This window comes from Streptomyces sp. WAC 06738, assembly GCF_003945505.1.
In the GTDB taxonomy this organism is placed as follows: Bacteria; Actinomycetota; Actinomycetes; order Streptomycetales; family Streptomycetaceae; genus Streptomyces.
The window spans coordinates 6,443,826-6,464,821 of sequence record NZ_CP029618.1; the positions used below are offsets into that span (position 1 = coordinate 6,443,826).

The following is a 20,996-nucleotide window of genomic DNA, read 5'->3' on the forward strand; positions in this document are numbered from 1 at the left end:
GAGTTGTGCGAGTGGGACCGGGAGGACTGGAGCCGGGTCCTTTTCGGCCTGCCGTTCGAGGCGCACAGCTTTAGCGGCGAGTTCGAGCAGTCGTGGGAATCGGTCATCGAACAGGTGACACGCTGGCGTACGGAATTCGCCACCCGCCCGGAGTCGTTTCGCACCGAGTTCCGGGCGGTGGGGGGATATCTCGGTCTGCTCCTCCTCACCCTGGTGTCGCTGGCGCACTCCTACCAGCGCCGCTACGACCAGGGCGAGCGGACGCCGCACGACTGCGCGGCCCTGTGCGGGCCGGCGGTCGAGGACCCGGCCGTGCGGGACGCGATACGGACGCTGTACGCGCCCGACGTCGCGATTCCGGACGTGGAGGGCAGCGCGGACGAGGACGCCGCGACGCTCGACGCGTGGCGCGAAGTCGACATCGGGACGCTGCGGTTCCACCGCCACGGCACGACGTCGTTCATCCTGACCGGCCTCCCGCTGCGCCAGGCGCACGGCAGGCGCATCCCGTTCGCCCTCAAGTGCATCGTCTACCCGTACCTGAGGGTGCCGACCATCGTCCGGGCCACCCGCGAGTACCGCTCCGCCTACGGCGACGTCCGCGCGGGGGAGGAGGCGGCGACCGAGGCGCTGCCGCTGGCCCGCGCGTGGGCGAGCAGCGGGCGCTGGATCCTCATGGACTTCGTGCCCGGCGAGACGCTGGCGGAGTATCTGGGCCGGCAGCCGGACAGCACGCGCATCCGGCTCGATCTCCTGCGCGACCTCGGGCCCCGGCTGCTGGGGGTGCTGGACGAGCTGGACCGGTGCGGCCTGCGCCACGGCGACCTCTCCCCTTCCAACATCATCCTCAGCGGCGCGGGTTCGGGACAGGGCGGCGGTACGGGCGCGGGGGGCCGCCGCTTCGTCCTCATCGACCTCGGCGTCAACTACCTCTACTCCCACACCGTCCCGGGCTCCGGGGGACCGGACGCGGCGTTCGTGGCGCCCGAGGTGCGCAGCGAGACGATGGTCGTCGACCCCCGGCAGGCGGACCTGTACTCCGTCGGGCAGCTCCTCATCGCGATCGGCAGCGAGCACCGGGAGACGGCCGGATCCGGCGCGCGCGCCGTGACCGTACCCGACGCCTTCTACGCCGAGACGCCGCTGCTGGCGCGGTTCATCGAGGACCTCACCGACCCGGTCCCGGAGAACCGGCTGCTGCTGTTCCGGCCCGTGCCGGGCGAGCGTCTCTATCCGCAGTTGCTCCACTTCTACGAGGAGGAGCTGGCGGCCGTCGAGGCGACCCGGGCGCAGAGCGCCGGCACCCGCTTCGTCCGGCTGTACACGCCACTCGCCGGGGCGCCGAGGCAGCAGCTCCAGATGTGGCGGATCCGGCGCACCCAGTCGCTCTACCACGACCCGCACCGCGGCATGCACGTGCGCTGGCTGCTCTTCTTCTCCTGGCTGTCGGCCGCGGCCTGGTACGTCGCGGCGAGCATCGTCCTCACGTACTGGCTGCGCGACCTCAACTGGAGCTGGGGCAACAACTACATCACCCTGCTGCAGCGCACCAACAGCGCGGGCGAGGAGGAACTACCGCTGCTCGACGGGCTGCGGCTGGACGGCTACACCATCCCCGACCACTCCGCCAACGCGCCGGTGCGGCTGGTCGGCATGAGCTTCCTGCTGGCCGGCGCCCGGTACTACCAGAACCTCTTCGCCGGTCTCACCCCGCTGGTCGCGGGCCGGGAGCAGGGGCGGCTGAGCCGGCGGGCGGTCCTGGCCGAGGTCGCGATGCGGCTCTTCACCCTCATCCCCGCCGTGCTGGTGCTGTCCACCACGCTGTTCCACCGCGACTGGTGGCCCATCTGCACCGCCGTCGGCATCCTCTCCACCGCGCTGTGCAACGCCGCCTGCCTGGTCTTCGCCCGAGCCGCCGTCGCCGAGGCCCGCGGCAGGCAACTGGGCACCGTGCCGCAGGGCCGGATCGCCGGTCTCGACGCGCTCTACAGCTGGACGCTCACGGCCGGCTTCTACAGCGTGGCCTGCTGGGGCATCGGGCTGTCGATCTACGTGGGCACGGCGAAGGACATCTACATCTACGCCGGGTCGGTGGCCGCCATCAACATCGTGATCTTCTACCTCGCCCGGTGCAGCGGCAGCGCCGCCGACGAGGTACGCACCATCCTGACGCGCGCCTGTCTCGCCTCCGAACGGCTGCGCCACCTGCCGGTCCCGGCGGCGACGGCGGCATCCGCGCTGACGTCGTCCCCGGCGGCGGCACCGGCGGCGCCGTGACCGCGGCCCCCGGGCACCGTCCGGGGGCGCGGGTCGTTCGGATGCCATGCCCCGCCGGACCGTCGTTGCCGCAGGTCGCGCGGGGATCCCGGGGCTCCGCGGGCAGCGCGACTGAGGTGCGGCCCGCGCCCTGCTGAATGAGGCTGTAGTGCACGACCGCCAAGCCTCACGCCGTCAGGGAGACCCCATGCACCCGCGTCTTCGCTCGATCGCCGCCGCCGTCGCCGTGCTGCTGCCCCCGGCCGTGCTCGGGCAGGCGCCGCCGGCGGCGGCGGACGGCGTGGTGGTGGGCGGGCACCCGGTGCGTATCGACGACAGCCCCTGGACGGTCGCGCTGACGAGCAGGAAGCTCTTCGGCGGCGAACGGTCGGGGCAGTTCTGCGCGGGCGTGCTGGTCTCCCCGAAGGTGGTGCTGACGGCCGCGCACTGCCTCGCCGAGGAGACGCTGGGCGAGCACTGGAGCAAGGTCGGCGACCTGGCCGTCGTCGCCGGCCGGGGTGACCTCGCGGGCACCGAGGGCAAGGAGCTCGCCCTCGACAAGGTCTGGGTGAACCCCGACTACGACGCCTGGACGAACGCCGGCGACCTCGCCGTGCTGCGGCTGAAGAGCCCGGCCGAGGCCACCACCTTCCTGAAGCTGGCGGAGAAGCCGGACGACCCGGCGTACGAGCCGGGCTCGCCCGCGCGGGTCTACGGCTGGGGGGACACCGAGGGGAACGCCAGCTACCCGACGACCCTGCACGCCGCGGACGTCGAGGTGCTGCCGGACACGGTCTGCGAGCGGGCGTACCCGGGCAGTTCCGACGGCCGCTACGTGGCCGAGTCGATGGTCTGCGCGGGGCTGATGCGCGGCGGCCCGGACGCCTGCCAGGGCGACAGTGGCGGCCCGCTGGTCGTGAAGGGCCGGCTGGTGGGCCTGGTCTCGTGGGGCGAGGGCTGCGGTGAGAAGGGCCGTCCCGGCGTCTATACGCGCATCTCCGCGGCCGTGAAGACGGTCGCGGCACACAGGCCCGTCAAGACCCCCTGAGGACCGCAGACGCCCCTCAGGGCTCTTCTGCCCGGTGCTCGCCCCCGCTTCGCCTGCGCATCACGCCGCCCGCCGCGTACGGGCCCGTACCGCCCCGGAAACCGACGAGGCGGCCACCCCCAGTGGGAATGACCGCCCAGGTCCGGCCCAGGGGCCGCACGAGGCTCGTCGGGCTGACGTCGGCGCGTCAGCGTTCGTCGGCGGATGCCGACGCGGGAGTGGTCTGGAGCCGCTCCGTCTCGTCCTGTATCTCGGCAGCGATCTTCTTGAGCTCCGGCTCGAACTTACGGCCGTGGTGCGCACAGAAGAGCAGGTCGCCGCCGCTCGTCAGGACAACACGCAGGTAAGCCTGGGCGCCACAGCGGTCGCACCGGTCGGCGGCCGTCAGCGGGCTTGCGGGAGTCAGAACAGTAGTCACGTCGCCTCTTCTCTAGCTCGACGAGCTGTCGTACCAGGGTCAACATCCAACCAGGCCGAAAACGTTCCCGCTCGTGGGTCGCGATCCGGAAAGCGTTCCTGACCAGGCCCGATGTCGCCAGGTGGCGGCGGATGAGCCGTAATGCTTGTCGTGCCTGTGCCGTAATGAGCGTCTTTGGGCCTTTTTGACCTCCCCGGCTGGGTTGCCGGTTGTTCATGAGGACGTGCCCGGAGCCTAAATGGTTCATGCGCGTAAGGGAACGTGATAAACGAATCACCCCTCCGAGGGATCGAACATGCACTCGAAGCGGGACTAGTATCGAGTCACATGCGGGTGGCTGCGTACCGGCTCTATAGAGCCTCGGTACCCTCTGACCGGCAGATGAGGCCCGCCACCGCCACCCGGGCCCGAATTCAGCGAGGAGCGAACTGAGTGACCGCCGACACGTCCGTGCCGTCCGTGCTGGCCGCCGCCGAGCGCGACGGCTCCAATTACACCGCGCGGCACCTGCTCGTTCTGGAGGGTCTGGAGGCCGTCCGCAAGCGGCCCGGCATGTACATCGGCTCCACCGACAGCCGCGGCCTCATGCACTGCCTGTGGGAGATCATCGACAACTCCGTCGACGAGGCCCTGGGGGGGTACTGCCGGAACATCGACGTGCTGCTCGCCGCCGACGGCTCCGTGCAGGTCGACGACGACGGCCGCGGCATCCCCGTCGACGTCGAGCCGAAGACCGGGCTCTCCGGCGTCGAGGTGGTCATGACCAAGCTGCACGCCGGCGGCAAGTTCGGCGGCGGCGCGTACGCGGCCTCCGGCGGCCTGCACGGCGTCGGCGCCTCCGTGGTCAACGCGCTGTCCGCCCGGCTCGACGTCGAGGTCGACCTGTCGAGCAGGACGCACTCGATGAGCTTCCGCCGCGGCGTCCCCGGCCGGTTCTCCGGCAAGGGCGCCGACGCCGCCTTCGAGCCCGCCAGCGGCATGACCAAGGGCAAGAAGATCCCCAAGACGCGGACCGGCACCCGCATCCGCTTCTGGCCGGACCGGCAGATCTTCCTCAAGGACGCCGCGCTCTCGCTCGACGACCTGCACGCGCGCGCCCGGCAGACCGCCTTCCTCGTGCCCGGCCTCACGCTCACCGTGCGCGACGAGCGCTCCGCCGACAAGGCGGACCACACCGCGGAGACCTTCCGCTACGACGGCGGGATCAGCGAGTTCTGCGAGTTCCTCGCCCCCGACCGCCCCGTCTGCGACGTGCTGCGCCTCTCCGGGCAGGGGACGTTCAAGGAGACCGTCCCGGTGCTCGACGACCGCGGGCACATGACGCCCACCGAGGTCACCCGCGACCTCGGCGTCGACATCGCGCTGCGCTGGGGCACCGGGTACGACACCACGATCCGGTCGTTCGTCAACATCATCGCCACCCCCAAGGGCGGCACCCACGTCACCGGCTTCGAGCGCTCCCTGACCCGCACGGTCAACGACGCGCTGCGGAGCCTGAAGCTGCTGCGCGTCGCCGAGGACGACATCGTCAAGGACGACGCGCTGGAGGGCCTCACCGCCGTGGTCACCGTCCGGCTCGCCGAGCCGCAGTTCGAGGGCCAGACCAAGGAGGTGCTGGGCACCTCGGCGGCCTCCCGGATCGTGGCCCAGGTCGTCACCAAGGAGCTGAAGGCGTTCCTCACCTCCACCAAGCGGGACGCCAAGCAGCAGGCGCGCGCCGTGCTGGAGAAGGCCGTGGCCGCGGCCCGTACGCGTATCGCCGCCCGGCAGCACAAGGAGGCGCAGCGCCGCAAGACGGCGCTGGAGTCCTCCTCCCTGCCCGCCAAGCTCGCGGACTGCCGCAGCGACGACGTGGAGCGCTCCGAGCTGTTCATCGTCGAGGGCGACTCCGCGCTGGGCACGGCCAAGCTCGCGCGCAACTCGGAGTTCCAGGCCCTGCTGCCGATCCGCGGCAAGATCCTCAACGTTCAGAAGGCGTCCGTCGCGGACATGCTGAAGAACGCCGAGTGCAGCGCGATCATCCAGGTGATAGGAGCCGGCTCGGGGCGGACGTTCGACATCGACCAGGCGCGCTACGGCAAGGTGATCTTCCTCGCCGACGCCGACGTCGACGGCGCGCACATCCGCACCCTGCTCCTCACCCTCTTCCAGCGCTACATGCGCCCGATGGTCGAGGAGGGCCGGGTCTTCTCCGCGGTGCCGCCGCTGCACCGCATCGAGCTGGTCCAGCCCAAGAGGGGCCAGGACAAGTACATCTACACGTACTCGGACTCCGAGCTGCGCGAGACCCTGCTCGACCTCCAGCGCAAGGGCACGCGCTTCAAGGACTCCATCCAGCGCTACAAGGGCCTCGGCGAGATGGACGCCGACCAGCTCGCGGAGACCACGATGGACCCGCGGTACCGCACGCTCCGGCGGATCAACATCAGCGACCTGGACGCCGCCGAGCAGGTGTTCAACCTGCTGATGGGGAACGAGGTCGCCCCCCGCAAGGAGTTCATCACCAACTCGGCGGCCACCCTGGACCGTTCGCGGATCGACACCTGAGCCCCGGACCGGCGGGAGCCGGCCGGGGCTCAGGCCCGCGCGGGGCCCGCCTCAGCCCCGGCCGGACGCCGCCTCGAACTCGGTGACCCAGTGCCGGGTCCGGTCCAGGTACGCGGTCTCGGCCGCCGCGCCGGTCCGCCCGTAGGCACCGTCGTACGTGACGTAGACCGGCCGCGGCGGCGCCGCCGCGGCCGGCTCCAGCTGGCTGCCCTCGTGCCACTCGTTGAAGGACGTGAGCGTCACCCAGTCCGCGGGACCGCCCTTCGCCGGGTCCAGCACGTAGCCCCAACTGCGGTCGTACACCGCACCGTCCGCGCGGTCCACGGTCGGCGAGGTGTTGCCCGGCACGGCGCGGTCGTCGAGGTAGCCGGGGCCGATGGACGGCGCCCACACGTACCCGTTCCGCCGGCACCAGGCGGCGACGCCGCCCCAGTCCGGGTCGTTCGCGCCCGCGATGGCGTCGTACGTGTAGATGCCGCCGAAGTGCGTGACGCGGGAGACGTCCGTGGTCTGCGCCATCACCAGCGCGCTGTCGCGGATAGCCGCGATCGGCGCCCAGTCGGTGACGTTCAGGCTGTTGAAGACGTAGTACGCGCAGCGCCCGCCCCGGTCCGCCGCCCGGTGGTAGGCGGGGTGGGAGCCGTAGTTCTCCTCCAGGTACGCCACGTCGTCGACGACGGACGCCGCCGTGCGCCCCGCGTAGGGCTCGATGTGCCAGGCGATCTGCAGCCCCTCGGCCGCCGCCGCGTCCAGCACCCCGGCCGCGAGCCGGTCCTCGTAGCCGCCGCGGCCCCACCAGCTGTACGCCAGCACGCCGATGCCGGCCTGCCGCGCCCAGGCCATGTGCTGCGCGACGGCGCCGTCGTAGTCGCCGGAGTCGTACGCGCCGAGGGCGGGGTAGAAGTCGGCGCCGATGTCGTCGGGCGGGGTGTGCCCGCCCTGCTGCCAGTGCACCCACGAGCCGTGGTGGTCGGGGTTTCCGTACCAGGAGTAGTAGAAGGCGTGCACGTACGGGGACGGCTCGGCGGCGCCGGCCGCGCGGGTCCCCGCGCCGGGGGCCGCGGCGGCGGACGGCAGGCCGCCCGCGGCGGCGAGGCCGGCGCCCGCGGCGCCGGCGAGGAAGGCCCTTCGGGTGGTCACGGTGGTGCTCCTCTCATGGGGGGCGGGCTCCCGGCCCGTGGGGGTGGACCGGGAGCCCGGACGAGTGGACCGCTGTGCCGTGGTGAGATGTGCCGTGGTGCGCCGTGCGGGAGCGCTGTGCCGTAGGGGAGCGGGGTCAGTCCTGGCCGGGCCAGGCGGAGCAGTCCTCCCACGTGCTGTCCCAGCCGGAGTTGCCGCCTGTGTCGGTCAGTGTGAACGTGCCGCTGCCCTCCGGGTACGGGCAGTTGTAGACGCCGGCCACGCCGACGTCCGTCGCGGTGACGCCGCCGGCGGTCACCGCGCCTTCCGTCTCGGCCTGCACGACGACGCTGCCGACGCCGGCCACGGTGGCGCCGTCGATGGTGACGTTCCGCACGGCCTTGCCCGTACCGCCGCCGGAGACGAACTGGAAGGCGCTCCACGGGCTGTCGGTGACGACGGTGCCGGTGATCCTCACGTCCGCCTCGATGGCGCTGTCGTAGGAGTCGACGCGCAGCGCGCCCATCGGGTGGTTCCAGTTGGGGTTCATCGCGCCGGTACGCACCAGCTCGTTCCCCGCGACGGTGAGGGTGCCGGCCAGCGGGTGGAACGGGTCCAGGAACTTCTGGTTGGAGATCGCGATGCCGCTGCCGAGCGCGTTGGTGTCGAGGACGAGGTTGTCCTCGACGGTGATGTCCGTGCCGCCGTAGATCGCGATGCCGTTGGCCAGGTTGGGCTGCGAGATGGTGTTGCGGGCGAAGACGCAGTCCACGTCGGGCGCGTTGAGCGACCACATGGCGAGCGCGTCGTCGCCGGTGTTGCGGAGGAAGTTGTCGCTCACCCGGACGCCCTTGGCGTTGCCGTTGAGGTTCAGTCCGTCGGCGGCCATGTCGAGGAAGCGGTTCCGCTCGACCACGAGGCCGTCGTTGGTGCCGGTCAGCCAGAGCCCGACCTTCAGGTGCTGGAGCCACATCCCGGAGACCGTGGAGCCGGCGCCGAGGCTGCCGTTGACGAAGTTGTCCGGGTTGCTGTCGACGCGCTCGGTGACCTCGCCGATGACGGCGAAGTCGGCGAGGTGCGCGTTGCCCGCGGAGCCCGGCTGGTTGACGAAGCGGGAGCTGTGCACCACGGAGTGCCAGGCGCCGGCGCCCTTGAGCGTCACGTTCTCGATGCCGGAGAGCTCGGAACCCACCGTGAAGTCGCCCGGCGGGATCCACACCGTGCCGCCGCCCTTCGCCTCGGCGATGGCGCTGCGGAACGCCGCGGCGGAGTCCGCCGCGCCGGTCGGGTCGGCGCCCTTGCCGACGACGGAGACGGCGCCGGCCGGCGGCTGGGCGGGTGCGGCGACCTGCTCGAAGTCGGCGACGTCGACGGTGTAGGGACCGCCGCCGAGGTCGTCGGCCTGGAGCCGCACGGTGTCGCCTGCCTCCAGGTCCTGCCCGAGCCTGACCCGGGCGTTGTCCAGCAGGTGGTGGGTCTTGGCCCCGGGGATCCAGGGGGTGTCGAGGTATGAGTACGTCGAGGTGAGGGCGAGCGACGCGTCGAGCTCGGTGCCGTTGGCGTAGACGGCGAGGCTGCCGGACTTGCCGTCGGGGACGCTGTACGCGACGTTCACCGCGTTCGCCGGCGCGGTGAGCGTGAACTCGACGTATTCGCCCTGGGCGTCGAGCCGCACCGCCTGCCGCCCCGAGGACTCCGAGGCCAGAGTGCCCTGCGTGTAGTCCGGGCCGACGAGGCTGCCGTTGGTCTCCGCCGCCTCCGCCTCGATCGAGACGAACGGCAGGTCGGCGCCCGCCTCCGGCGCGCCGTGGGCGCCGCCGGGCACGGCGACGAGCACTGCGGCGGCGGCCACGGACGCGGCCAGCATGATCCTTCCTGTGCGTGCCTTGCGCATGGCGAACCTTCCCGTGGGGGGTGGGTGGGGGGTGACGGGCCGGCGGCCCGGCCGCGCGGCGCAGCGCTCCTAGGGTCTGTCCTCAATCTCGCGTCGTTCGCCCGTAGGGCGGGCGGCGCGGCGTCTGGTGCGTGCGATCGCAAGGCGGAGGGTCGCCCGCATAGTGGGCCTATTCGGTCGATCCCGACAACGCAGCGAGCGTGCGTGCCAGGCGTCGCGCCGCAGACGGGAGATTGAAGACAGACCCTAGGTGCGCAGCCAGACCGCCGTGTCCCGCGGCAGCCGCCCGTCGTCCAGGGGGCCGCTGCCGATCAGGACGTCTCGGTGGGCCGGGAGCGGCACGGGCTCCGCGGCGAGGTTGACGACGCAGACGAACGCGTCGGAGCGGGCGAAGGAGAGCACGCCCGCGGGGGCGTCGAGCCAGCGTATCGGCCCGTCGCCGAGCCCCGGCTCCCCGCGGCGCAGCCGCAGCGCGTCGCGGTAGAGGCGCAGCATCGAGCGCGGGTCGCCCTCCTGGCGCTCGACGGCGTACGTGCCCCAGCCCGCCGGCTGCGGGAGCCACGGTCCGGCCGGCGCGGCGCCGTCGCCCTCCCGGGACGTACCGCCGTCGCCCGCGTCCGCCGGGTCGCTGAACCCGTACGACGGTCCGCCGGGACGCCACGGGAGCGGCACCCGGCAGCCGTCCCGCCCCGGGTCGCGGCCCTCGGAGCGGAAGTGCATCGGGTCGACGATGCGGTCCCGGGGTATCTCCGCCTCCGGCAGGCCCAGTTCCTCGCCCTGGTAGAGGTAGACGGAGCCGGGCAGGGCGAGCGAGAGCAGCGCCGCGGCGCGCGCCCTGCGGGTGCCGCGCACCGGGTCGGTCGGGGTGCCGAAGCGCTTGGCGGCGAAGTCGAAGCCGGTGCCCGGGTCGGCGTCGTCGCGGCCGTAGCGGGTGACGGTGCGGGTCACGTCGTGGTTGCAGAGCACCCAGGTCGCGGGTGCGCCGACCGGCGCGTGGTATTCGAGCGTGGTGTCGATGGACGCGCGCAGCTCGGCGGCGTCCCAGGGGCGGGCGAGGAAGTCGAAGTTGAACGCGGTGTGCAGCTCGTCCGGGCGCAGGTAGCGGGAGAAGCGCTCCGGCTCGGGCACCCACAGCTCGCCGATGAGCACGCCGTCGTACTCGTCGGCGATGGCCCGCCAGGAGCGGTAGATGTCGTGCAGCTCGTCGCGGTCGACGTACGGGCTGGGCTCGCCGCGCGGGTCGTCCTCGTCCCAGTCGGGCAGCTCGGGGTCCTTGGCGAGGAGGGCGGCGGAGTCGATGCGTACGCCCGCGGCGCCCCGCTCGAACCAGAAGCGCAGCACCTCCTCGTGCTCCCGGCGCACCGCGGGGTGGGCCCAGTTGAGGTCCGGCTGCCGCTCGGAGAACAGGTGCAGGTACCAGTCGCCGTCGGCGTGCCGGGTCCAGCACTCGCCGTTGAACTGGGAGGGCCAGTTGTTCGGCGGCAGCTCGCCGCCGGGGCCGCGGCCCCGGCGGAAGTGGAACAGCTCGCGCTCCGGGCTGCCGGGCCCGGCGGCCAGCGCGGCGCGGAACCAGGGGTGCGCGTCGGACACGTGGTTGGGCACGACGTCGACGATCGTGCGGATGCCGAGGGCGCGGGCCTCGGCGATGAGCTTCTCGGCCTCGTCCAGGGTGCCGAACGCCGGGTCGATCGCCCGGTAGTCGGCGACGTCGTAGCCGCCGTCGGCCATCGGCGAGACGTACCACGGGGTGAACCAGATGGCGTCCACGCCCAGCTCGGCGAGGTACGGCAGCCGGGCGCGGACGCCGGCGAGGTCGCCGGTGCCGTCGCCGTCGCCGTCGGCGAAGCTGCGTACGTAGACCTGGTAGATGGCGGCACTGCGCCACCAGCTCGTATCCGACACTGAATCCCTCACAGGAAATCCCTACTGGTTCAGGAGGAGGGCCCTTACCGTCAGCCCTTGAGGCTGCCGGCGGTCAGGCCGTGCATGATGTTGCGCTGGAAGACGAGGAAGATCACCAACGTGGGCACCGAGGCGATCGCGAGGGCCGCGATGAGCTGGTTCTCCGGCACGCTCGCGCCCAGCGAGTAGATGCCGACGTTGAGGGTCTGCTTCGACGGGTCGGGCAGGGTGAGCATCGGCCAGAGGAAGTCCTTCCACACGGCGACGACCGCGAAGATCGACACGACGCCGAGGATCGGCCGGGACATCGGCAGGACGATGGAGCGCAGGGTGCGCAGCGGCGATGCGCCGTCCATGGCGGCGGCGTCCATCAGCTCCCGGGGGATGGAGTCGAAGAAGCGCTTGAGGAGGAAGATGTTGAAGGCGTTGGTGACCGCCGGCAGCCAGATCACCCACGGCGAGTTGATGAGGTTGCGCTCCACCAGCGGCACGTCGAGCACCGTGAGGTACTGCGGTACGACGAGCACCGTGGCCGGGATCATCAGCGTCGCGAGCATCGCGCCGAGGATGACCTTGCCCAGCACGGGGCGGAGCTTGGAGAGCGAGTACGCCGCGGCCACGTCGAAGACGAGCATGAAGGCCAGCGCGCCGAAGGCGTACACGCAGGTGTTGAGGAGCAACTGGGCCAGGTCCAGCACGCTCCACGCCTCGGAGTAGTTCTCCGGCTGCACCTCGCCCGGCACCAGCGTCGGCGGGGTCTGCGCGAACTCCTGCGAGGACTTCAGCCCGCTGGTCGCCATCCAGTAGAGCGGTCCGATGAACGCCAGCGTGAAGACCGCCATGACCAGGGCGAAGGCGGTCCAGTACAGGGCCTTTCCGCGCGGCCTGGCCAGCACCGCCGGCGAGATCAGCGTCCTTTGTACTTCGGCCATCTGGGGTCTCCCGGCTTCAGTCTTCGCTGCCGCGGTCGAGGCGGACGAACGCGGCGGAGAAGGCGGCGAGCACCAGCATGAGGACGACCCCGAGGGCCGCGGCGCTGCCGTAGTTGTTGAAGGTGAAGGCGTACTGGTAGATGAGCTGGACGACGGTGAGCGTCGAGTTCTCCGGGCCGGCGCCGCCGGTGAGCAGGAACGGCTCCACGAAGACCTGCATCGTGGCGATGATCTGCATCAGCAGCATCAGCGACAGGATGAGCCGGGTCTGCGGGATGGTGACGTGCCAGATCTTGCGGAAGAGGCCGGCGCCGTCCAGCTCCGCGGCCTCGTACAGCTCGCCCGGGATGCCCTGCAGCGCGGCCAGGTAGATCAGCGTGGCGGCGCCCATGTTCATCCAGGTGGCGGCGATGACGACGGAGATCATCGCGGTGTCGCCCGACTGCAGCCAGTCCTGTGCGGGCAGGCCGAAGGTCTCCAGGATGCGGTTGAAGAGCCCGTGGCCCGGGTCGTAGAAGTACTTGAAGAGCAGCACGGAGGCGACCGGCGGCAGCATCACCGGCAGGTACACCAGGATCCGGAGGTACGCGCGGCCGTGCCGGAACTCGTTCAGCACGATCGCGACCGCGAACGGCACGGCGAAGCCGAGGAGGAGTGCGAGGCCGGTGAAGGCGAAGGTGTTGCGCCACGCCTGCCAGAAGGCCGGGTCGTTGAAGATGTAGCTGAGGTTCGACCAGCCCGCCCAGACGGTCTCGCCGTCCTCGTTCTTCTGGAAGGCCAGGATGAACTCCCTGACCATCGGATACCAGGAGAAGAGCGTGAAGCAGAGCACGGCGCCGATGAGGAAGCCGTGTGCGGTCAGGTTGCGGCGCAGCGCGCGGCCGAAGTCCTCGCGGCCCGTGCGCCGCCGGCCGGCGGGCCGCCCCCCGGCGGGGGCGGCCGGCCGGGAGAGGGTGGGCGCCGCCATGGCTACTGGTTCGCGAGGACCTGGTTGACCTGGTCCTCGGCGGTGTCGAGCAGCCCGGCGGGGTCGGCGTCCTCGTTGGTGAGCACGCCGGACATCACCGTGTCGAGGACCTTGTAGATCTCCTGGGCCTTGGGCGGCTCGGCGCGGCCGGGGACCGGGTCGTCGCGGAACGGCTGGAAGTTCTCGACCGGCATGGTGGAGTGCTCGGCGCGCAGCCCGTCGTCCTGCCGCTTGCTCTCGCCCTTCCAGAAGTCCGGCTGGGGCAGCCCGACGGGCAGCCCGTCCGCCTTTGTACGCGCCCAGTCGAACTGGCCCTTGCCGGGGGTGAGGAACTTGAAGTTCAGCCAGGCGATGGCGGCCTTGATCTGGTCGGGCGAGCTGCCCTTCTTGATCAGGTAGTCGTTGCCGCCGAAGAGGGTCGCCTCGCCGCCGGGCATCGGACCCATGCCGAAGTCGGCGTAGTCACCGCCCAGTTGCTGGACCATGTACGTGATGTCGTCGGGCGCGGCGAGGAACATGCCGAGCTTCCCGGACGCCATCTGCTTCTGCAGGTCGCCCCACTTGAGCAACTGCGTCTTGCCCATGCTGTCGTCCTCCCAGCGCATCGCGTGGAGGTTCTCGACGTACTCGCGGCCGGTGTCGTCGTTGAACGCGGCCTTGGTGCCGTCCGCCGAGACGATGTCGCCGCCGAGGCCGTACATCGAGGCGGTGAAGTGCCAGCCGCCGTTGTTGCCGGCGCTGTACTCGCCGAAGCCGCTGATGCCGTCGCCGAGGCCGGATATCGCCTTGGCGGCGGTACGGACCTCGTCCCAGGACGTCGGCGGGTCGTCGGGGTCGAGGCCGGCCTCCTCGAAGAGCTTGCGGTTGATGAGCAGGCCCATGGTGTAGTTGCTGGTCGGCAGCCCGTAGAGCTTGCCGTCCTGCTTGAGCACGTCGAGGACCTGCGGGTCGATGTCCGCGAGCGCCGGGACCGTCTTCTCGTTGACGTACGCGGTGATGTCCGCGGCGCCGTCGTTGTCCAGCACCTGCTGCAGGTCGGTGAAGTACGTGTAGAAGGCGTCCGGCTGGGACTTGGCCTTGAGCATGGCCGTGAACCGCGGGGGCTCCAGACAGGGGTCGGTCTGCTTCCCCTCGATCGTGACGTTCGGGTACTCCTTGTTGAACGCCGCTACGTCCTCTTTCCACTCCTTCAGTTCGGCCTTCTCGGCCGCCGGGGGCATGCAGTCGATCGTCAGCGTGACCTCGGTCTCCGGGTCCAGCGGGGCGGCGGCGTCGGCCGGTTCGGCCGTGTCGTCCCCGCCTTCGTCGGAGCTGGAGGTGCCGCAGGCGGCGACGAGCGCCAGGGTGGCGCTGACGGCGAGGGCGGCGCTGGTACGGCGGAACCCGGTGTGTCTCATCTCGGTGACCCCTCTGGGCAGGAGCGGGAAGCCACGGCTGCACGCTGCCGTGGCGCGCACACTCAACCACCGTCGACAGGTCTTCGCAATATGTCGCGCAGAAATTGCAAGAATGAGACTGGAAGTTGAAGATCCTTCACCGAGCGGGGCCGGTGGAGCCGCGCACCACCAACTCCGGCTCGAACAGCAGCTCGTCGGCCGCCACCGGGGCGCCGCCGATCTGCGCCGACAGCAGCTCGACCGCCGCCCGGCCCATCGACTCGATCGGCTGCCGCACCGTCGTCAGGGGCGGCGACGTGCAGTTCATGAACGCCGAGTCGTCGTACCCCACCACCGACACGTCCCCCGGCACGTCCAGGCCACGCCGCCGCACCGCCCTGATCACCCCGAGCGCGAGCGGGTCGCTGGCGCAGACGAAGCCCGTGACGCCGTCGTCCAGCATCCGCGTCGCGGCCGCCTGCCCGCTCTCCAGCGAGTACTGCGCCCGCGCCACCCGTGACTCCGGCAGCTCCAGGCCGGTCTGCCGCGCCAGTTCCGCCGCGGCCGCGAGCTTGCGGGCCGAGGGCACGTGGTCCGCGGGGCCCAGCAGCATGCCGATGCGGCGGTGCCCGAGCGACGCCAGGTGGCGCCACGCCTGCTCCACGGCGACGGCGTCGTCGCAGGAGACGCGGGGGAAGCCCAGGTCCTCGATGGCGGCGTTGATCAGCACCACCGGGATGCGCCGCTCGGCCAGCCGGCGGTAGTGCTCGTGCGGCGCGGCGGACTGGGCGTACTGGCCGCCGGCGAACACCACGCCGGAGACCTGCTGTTGCAGCAGCAGGTCGACGTACGCGGCCTCGGAGACGCCGTTCTTGGTCTGGGTGCAGAGCACCGGGGTGAGGCCGAGCTGGGCCAGCGCGCCGCCGACCACCTCGCCGAGCGCGGGGAAGATCGGGTTCTGCAGCTCGGGAAGGACCAGGCCGACCAGCCGGGCGCGCTCGCCGCGCAGTTGGGTGGGCCGTTCGTAGCCGAGTACGTCGAGGGCCGACAGCACGGCCTGCCGGGTCGCCTCCGACACCCCGGGCTTTCCGTTCAGCACGCGGCTGACGGTGGCCTCGGAGACCCCCACCTTCTTGGCAACCTCAGCAAGTCGTCGAGTCATGGACGCAAGATTAGCGCAAGAAACGCAAGCAGCTTGCGGTGGGTGCGGAACGGATCGTTTCCACCCACGTCAGCGGTACGGCGGAGGGCGCGGGCGGACGCGGCGGTGGCTGCGGCTCGCCGGGTGCCCCGCGAACCGCGGGGCACCCGGGGCGCGGAGGGATCACCGGGACGGACGGGCCCCGCGGGACGGGGCGTTGAAGAACGGTTAGGCTCACCTTCGTGAGTACGTGCGCGACCGCCTCCGGAGAGCTGGCCGAACCGCTCGCCGGGACCGCGGCCGTCGCCGCGACCTGGCTGCTGGTCGAGCAGACCGGCCCGTGGGGGAGAGAGGCGCTGACCCAGAGCCACCTCGACCCCGGGATCGGCCGCGCGCTGGAGGAGCGCGCCGAGGGCACCGGCGTGCGCGTCGCGCTCATCCGCCGGCCCGGCAGGCACGCCGACGTCCGCCGCCCGGCAAGCCGCCGCGTCCTCGCCGCCCACACCGCCCCCGGCGGCGCCTGGATCCGGGCCACCGACGTCCGCGACCCCGCGGACCTCGTCGGCCTCGACCTCGCCGCCCTCGGCCGCGGCGAGCACGCCGGGTTCGACGCCGCGCTCGGCGCAGGCCCGTACCGCGGCGATCCGTCCCCCGGGCCCCGGGGGCCTGGCGAGACCCCGGGATCGCTGCCGCTCGTCTTCGTCTGCACCAACGGCAGGCGCGACCGCTGCTGCGCGCTCCTCGGCCGCCGCCTCGCCGCCGATCTGCACGCCGCGGGGTCCACCGAGACCTGGGAGATCACGCACATCGGCGGCCACCGCTTCTCGCCCACGCTGCTCCTGCTGCCGCACGGCTACGCCTACGGCCGCATGACCCCGCACGCCGTCAAGGAGGTCGTCGAGTCGCTGGCCTCGGGGCTGGTCGTGCCCGAGGGCTGCCGCGGGCGCTCGACGTGGGAGCGGCAGGGGCAGGCGGCGGAGCTGGCGGTGCGGCGGCTGGCGGGCGCGTACGGCGTGGACGACCTGAGCGTCGTACGCACAGAAGGCGGCGGTGACGCCGAAGGCGACGGCTGGCTGGTGACCGTGGCGCACCGCGACGGGCGGGCCTGGGACGTGCCCATCGCCCCGCGCGCCGCCGCGGTGGCCACCCCGGCGAGCTGCGGCGCGGCCCCGGTGGCGCAGACGCGGATGGCCGCGGGGCCGCCGAGACTCCACTGAGCCCGCGGACCCCTCGCCCGACTACTCTGTGTAGTCGGATGGAGCTACCCTAGGGCGGGTGTGCGGGGGGTGGGGGGAGGTGACGTGAGGGTTGATGTGCGGGGATGTGTGTCCGGGGGAGTGCCCGTAGCGTCCCGGTCGGTTACGGTTCGCGTTCATGGGCGCCCCCTCGACCGCACGCCGCGGCGAGCCCCGCGGCTCCGGCCGGCGGCTCGGCTGGCCGCGCCGTGTCTCCTCGCAGATCCTGCTCATGCAGCTCGCCTTGGCCACGGGGGTGACGATCCTCGCCGCGGCGCTGTTCCTCGCGCCGTACAGCGACGAGCTGGACCGGCAGGTGATGCGCCGCGCCATGGCCATCGCGCAGAGCACCGCCGTCGACCCCGGCCTCGCCGAGGACCTGCTCACCACCCCCGCGGACCCGGACGGGCCCGTGCAGCGCCGGGCCGAGCGGATCCGCAGGGCCACCGGCGCCGAGTACGTCGTCGTGCTGGACACCCGCGGCGTGCGCTGGTCGCACACCCTGCCCGAGCGCGTCGGCCACCGCGTCTCCACCGACCCCTCCGCCGCGCTCGCCGGTGAGGAGTGGATGGGCATCGACACCGGCACCATGGGGCGGACCGCCCGCGGCAAGGTGCCGCTCTACGACCGCGAGGGGCGGATCGTCGGCGCGGTCTCCGTCGGCATCCCGTACGAGGGCGTCCGCGACCGGGTCATCGCGGCGGTGCCCGGCGTGCTGGCGTACGCGGGGGGCGCGCTGGCCGTCGGCGCGCTGGTCGCCTTCGCGCACTCCCGCCGGCTCCAGCGCCGCACCCGCGACCTCGCGTTCTCCGACATCGCCGCGCTCCTCGACGAGCGCGAGGCGATGCTGCACGGCATCCGCGAGGGCGTCGTCGCGCTCGACGGCGCCGGCCGGCTGCGGCTGGTCAACGACGAGGCCGCCCGGCTCCTCGGCATCGACCCCGAGCACACCGGCCGGCCCCTCGACGACGTGCTGCGCCCGGGCCGTACCGCCGACGTGCTCGCCGGCCGGGTCGCCGGCTCCGACCTGCTGACGGTCAGCGACGGGCGGGTGCTCGTCGCCAACCGCATGCCCACCGCCGACGGCGGCGCCGTCGCCACCCTGCGCGACCGCACGGAACTGGAGCAACTCGGCCGCGAACTCGACTCCACCCGCGGCCTCATCGACGCCCTGCGCGCCCAGGACCACGAGCACGCCAACCACCTGCACACCCTGCTTGGGCTGCTGGAGCTGGGCATGACCGAGGAGGCCACCGAGTACATCGCCGAGGCCGCCGGCGGCCGCCGCGCCACCGCGGAGCAGGTCACCGGCCGGATCCGCGACCCGCTGCTGGCCGCGCTGCTCGTCGGCAAGGCGACCGTCGCCGCGGAGCGGGGCGTGCCGCTGGTGCTGACGGGGGAGCTGCCGGACCGGGCCGTGGACCCGCGCGGTCTGGTCACGATCGTCGGCAACCTGGTCGACAACGCCCTGGACGCGGCGGTGGGTTCACCGGTCCCGCTGGTCGAGGTCGACCTGCGGGCGGACGGCGAGACGGTGCGGCTGCGGGTCGCCGACTCCGGGCCCGGGATACCGGCGGAGCGGCGCGAGCTGGTCTTCGCTGACGGCTGGACGACGAAGGAGCCGCCCGCGCACGGCAAGCGGGGCCTCGGGCTCGCGCTGGTGCGGCGGCTCGCGGAGCGGCACGGCGGTCACGCGGAGGCCGGCGAGCGGCCGGGCGGGGGCGCGGAGTTCACCGTCGTGCTCCCCGAGGCGTTGGCGCCGGCGCCCGGGCACGTCCCCGGCAGCCGGCTGCCGGCCCCGTAGCCCGCTGATCCGCCGCTACGCGGCCCCCGCCCCGGTGAGCGCCCGGACCTCCGTCTTCGCGTGCCGTACGGGATCGGCGGGCTCCGCGGACGTGACCGTGCCCAGCCAGCCCGCGAAGAAGCCCAGCGGCACGGAGACCAGGCCCGGGTTCTGCAGCGGGAAGACGTGGAAGTCGACGCCCGGGAAGAGGGCGTCAGGGCTGCCCGAGACCACCGGCGAGAAGACCACCAGCAGCACCGCCGGGCCGAGACCGCCGTACACCGCCCACAGCGCGCCGCGCGCGGTGAACCGGCGCCAGAAGAGCGCGTAGAGCAGCACCGGCAGGTTCGCCGAGGCAGCCACCGCGAACGCGAGCCCCACCAGGAACGCCACGTTGAGGTCCCGGGCCAGCAGCCCGAGGCCGATGGCGAGCGCCCCGACGACCGCCGCCGCCACCCGTGCCACGGCCACCTCGTCGGCGCCGGCGGACGCGCCGTCCGCGCCGTCCGGCGTACGGCCCGCGCGGCGCCGCGCGCGGGAGCGGCGCACCGTCGCGTACAGGTCGTGCGCCACCGACGCCGACGACGCCAGCGTGATCCCCGCGACCACCGCCAGGATCGTCGCGAACGCCACCGCCGCCACCACCGCGAAGAGAACGGTGCCGCCGGTGGAGGCCGCGCCGCCGCCGAGGTCGAGCGCCAGCAGCGGCACCGCCGTGTTGCCCGACGGGTCGTCCGCGCGCACCGTGTCGCCGCCCACCAGCGCCGCGGCGCCGAAGCCGAGCACGATCGTCATCAGGTAGAAGCCGCCGATCAGCCCGATGGACCAGACGACCGAGCGGCGCGCGGAGGTGGCCGTCGGCACGGTGGAGAAGCGGGCCAGGATGTGCGGCAGCCCCGCGGTGCCGAGGACCAGCGCGAGGCCGAGGCTGAGGAAGTCCAGCCGGTCGGCGAGCCCGCCGCCGTATGCCAGCCCCGGGGCGAGGAAGTCGGAGCCGTGGCCGCTGCGCCCGGCCGCGGCCTCCAGCAGCGCACCGGGGTCGCCGTGGAAGCGCAGCAGCACCAGCACGGTGAGGGTGAGCGCCCCCGCCAGCAGCAGCACGGCCTTGACGATCTGGATCCAGGTCGTCGCGCGCATCCCGCCGAGCACGACGTACGTGACCATCAGCGCGCCGACGCCCGCCACCGCCGCGGTGCGCGCGCCGGTGCCGGTGTGGTCGCCGGCCAGCAGCACCACCAGGCTGCCCGCGCCGACCATCTGCGCGACGAGGTAGAGCACCGAGACCGTGACCGACGAGATGCCCACGGCGAACCGCACCCGCGGCCGGCGCAGCCGGGAGGCGACGACGTCGGCGAGGGTGAACCGGCCGCAGTTGCGGACGAGTTCCGCGACGAGCAGCAGCACGACGAGCCAGGCGACGAGGAAGCCGACGGAGTACAGCACGCCGTCGTAGCCGTAGAGCGCGATGAGGCCGGAGATGCCGAGGAAGGAGGCGGCGGACATGTAGTCCCCGGAGATGGCGAAACCGTTCTCCATCGGGGTGAAGAGCCGGCCGCCGGCGTAGAACTCCTCCGGTGAGCCGTGCCGCCGCCGGCCCGCCCACAGCGTGAGGGCCAGCGTCAGCGCCACGAACGCGCAGAACAGCAGGAGCGCGAGCTTCTGGTGCTCCCCGGTCACCGGCCCGGCTCCTGCTCCGGGCGCGCGGGGGCGGGGCCGGGGCCGCCCTCCGGGCGGCGGGTCCGCATGGCGATGTCCCAGCGCAGGTCGAGCGCCGCGGGGTCGCGCCGGAGCCGGGCGTGCCGGGCGTACGCCCAGGTGAGCAGGAACGTCGTCGCGAACTGGCCGAGTCCGGCGAGCAGCGCGACGTTCAGCGGTCCCGCGACCCGGCGGCCCATCAGCTCGGGGACGGCGGTGGCGGCGACGACGTACGACAGATACCAGACGAGGAACGCGAGCGCGGCCGGCACGACGAAGCGGCGGTAACGGCTCCGTACGCGCTGGAACTCGGGGGTGGCGTGGACGGCGAGGTACACGGCGTCGTCCGCTTCGCCGTCGCCGTCCCGCGCGCCGGAGCCGGCGCCCACCGCGGCCCGGGGAGGCGGCGGGGCGGGGGCGGGCTCCGGCTCCCAGCCGTCCCAGCCCCAGCCGGGAGCCGGGGACGCGGGCACGTAGAGCTGCTCCCGCCGGTCGGTCGGCGCGGTCCGGACGGGCCACGGCGAGGCGTCCGGCCAGGGCTGCGCCTCGGGCCAGGGCTGCACGTCCGGCCGGCAGGACCAGTCCGGCCGGTCGGACCACGGATCGTGGGGCGGGGCTGGCGGGGCCCCCTCGGGCCCCTGGGGGTTGTTCACCGGAGTGCTCTCCTCGCTCGGCGGGGTTGC

At 72.8% G+C, this 20,996-nt stretch carries 15 protein-coding genes; 5 read left to right on the forward strand and 10 right to left on the reverse strand.

Annotated features, from left to right (window positions below):
• Positions 1–3 precede the first annotated feature (3 nt).
• Both DMB38_RS28245 and DMB38_RS28250 read left to right on the forward strand, forming a co-directional pair.
• Entirely contained in the window at positions 4–2,277 is a 2,274-nt protein-coding gene (locus DMB38_RS28245; RefSeq protein WP_125937507.1) for a hypothetical protein, read from the forward strand.
• Between the two features lie 187 nt (positions 2,278–2,464).
• The gene (locus DMB38_RS28250) at positions 2,465–3,304 is read left to right on the forward strand and encodes a serine protease (protein ID WP_125937508.1); all 840 of its coding nucleotides are present in this window, start codon (positions 2,465–2,467) and stop codon (positions 3,302–3,304) included.
• 187 nt (positions 3,305–3,491) lie between these two features.
• On the opposite strand, the gene DMB38_RS28255 is transcribed toward DMB38_RS28250, so the two are convergent.
• Positions 3,492–3,722: a hypothetical protein gene (locus tag DMB38_RS28255; RefSeq protein ID WP_047018479.1), complete on the reverse strand. Its 231-nt coding sequence runs from the start codon at positions 3,720–3,722 to the stop codon at positions 3,492–3,494.
• Positions 3,723–4,154: 432 nt separating this feature from the next.
• Here DMB38_RS28255 and DMB38_RS28260 point away from each other — a divergent pair, with 432 nt between their 5' ends.
• A complete protein-coding gene (locus tag DMB38_RS28260) occupies positions 4,155–6,269 on the forward strand; it encodes a DNA topoisomerase IV subunit B (RefSeq protein ID WP_125937509.1) in 2,115 nt (704 codons plus the stop codon).
• Between the two features lie 51 nt (positions 6,270–6,320).
• Here the strand turns inward: DMB38_RS28260 and DMB38_RS28265 are convergent, their stop codons facing one another.
• The 7 genes from DMB38_RS28265 to DMB38_RS28295 form a co-directional block, all read right to left on the reverse strand.
• The gene (locus tag DMB38_RS28265; RefSeq protein WP_125937510.1) at positions 6,321–7,409 is read right to left on the reverse strand and encodes an alpha-mannosidase; all 1,089 of its coding nucleotides are present in this window, start codon (positions 7,407–7,409) and stop codon (positions 6,321–6,323) included.
• 136 nt (positions 7,410–7,545) lie between these two features.
• Positions 7,546–9,282 (reverse strand): glycosyl hydrolase family 28-related protein, encoded by a 1,737-nt coding sequence (locus DMB38_RS28270; RefSeq protein WP_240662510.1) that lies wholly within the window; start codon positions 9,280–9,282, stop codon positions 7,546–7,548.
• A gap of 246 nt (positions 9,283–9,528) precedes the next feature.
• A complete protein-coding gene (locus DMB38_RS28275; RefSeq protein ID WP_125939327.1) occupies positions 9,529–11,184 on the reverse strand; it encodes a glycoside hydrolase family 13 protein in 1,656 nt (551 codons plus the stop codon).
• 50 nt (positions 11,185–11,234) lie between these two features.
• Positions 11,235–12,116, reverse strand: a complete 882-nt coding sequence (locus tag DMB38_RS28280) for a carbohydrate ABC transporter permease (protein ID WP_125937511.1) — start codon at positions 12,114–12,116, stop codon at positions 11,235–11,237.
• A gap of 16 nt (positions 12,117–12,132) precedes the next feature.
• Complete coding sequence (locus DMB38_RS28285; protein WP_125937512.1) at positions 12,133–13,083, reverse strand: sugar ABC transporter permease; 951 nt, start codon at positions 13,081–13,083, stop codon at positions 12,133–12,135.
• Between the two features lie 2 nt (positions 13,084–13,085).
• A complete protein-coding gene (locus DMB38_RS28290) occupies positions 13,086–14,480 on the reverse strand; it encodes an extracellular solute-binding protein (protein ID WP_125937513.1) in 1,395 nt (464 codons plus the stop codon).
• Positions 14,481–14,616: 136 nt separating this feature from the next.
• Complete coding sequence (locus DMB38_RS28295; RefSeq protein ID WP_125937514.1) at positions 14,617–15,621, reverse strand: LacI family DNA-binding transcriptional regulator; 1,005 nt, start codon at positions 15,619–15,621, stop codon at positions 14,617–14,619.
• Between the two features lie 221 nt (positions 15,622–15,842).
• Between DMB38_RS28295 and DMB38_RS28300 the strand changes: the two genes are divergently transcribed.
• Together DMB38_RS28300 and DMB38_RS28305 are read left to right on the forward strand one after the other, a co-directional pair.
• Positions 15,843–16,817, forward strand: coding sequence for a sucrase ferredoxin (locus DMB38_RS28300; protein WP_125937515.1), 975 nt, complete (start codon positions 15,843–15,845; stop codon positions 16,815–16,817).
• Between the two features lie 157 nt (positions 16,818–16,974).
• Complete coding sequence (locus DMB38_RS28305) at positions 16,975–18,639, forward strand: sensor histidine kinase (protein ID WP_125937516.1); 1,665 nt, start codon at positions 16,975–16,977, stop codon at positions 18,637–18,639.
• A gap of 15 nt (positions 18,640–18,654) precedes the next feature.
• Here the strand turns inward: DMB38_RS28305 and DMB38_RS28310 are convergent, their stop codons facing one another.
• Positions 18,655–20,295: a cation acetate symporter gene (locus DMB38_RS28310; protein ID WP_125937517.1), complete on the reverse strand. Its 1,641-nt coding sequence runs from the start codon at positions 20,293–20,295 to the stop codon at positions 18,655–18,657.
• Positions 20,292–20,966: a DUF485 domain-containing protein gene (locus DMB38_RS28315; RefSeq protein WP_125937518.1), complete on the reverse strand. Its 675-nt coding sequence runs from the start codon at positions 20,964–20,966 to the stop codon at positions 20,292–20,294. The genes DMB38_RS28310 and DMB38_RS28315 overlap by 4 nt, the downstream gene beginning before the upstream one ends.
• Positions 20,967–20,996: the final 30 nt, after the last annotated feature.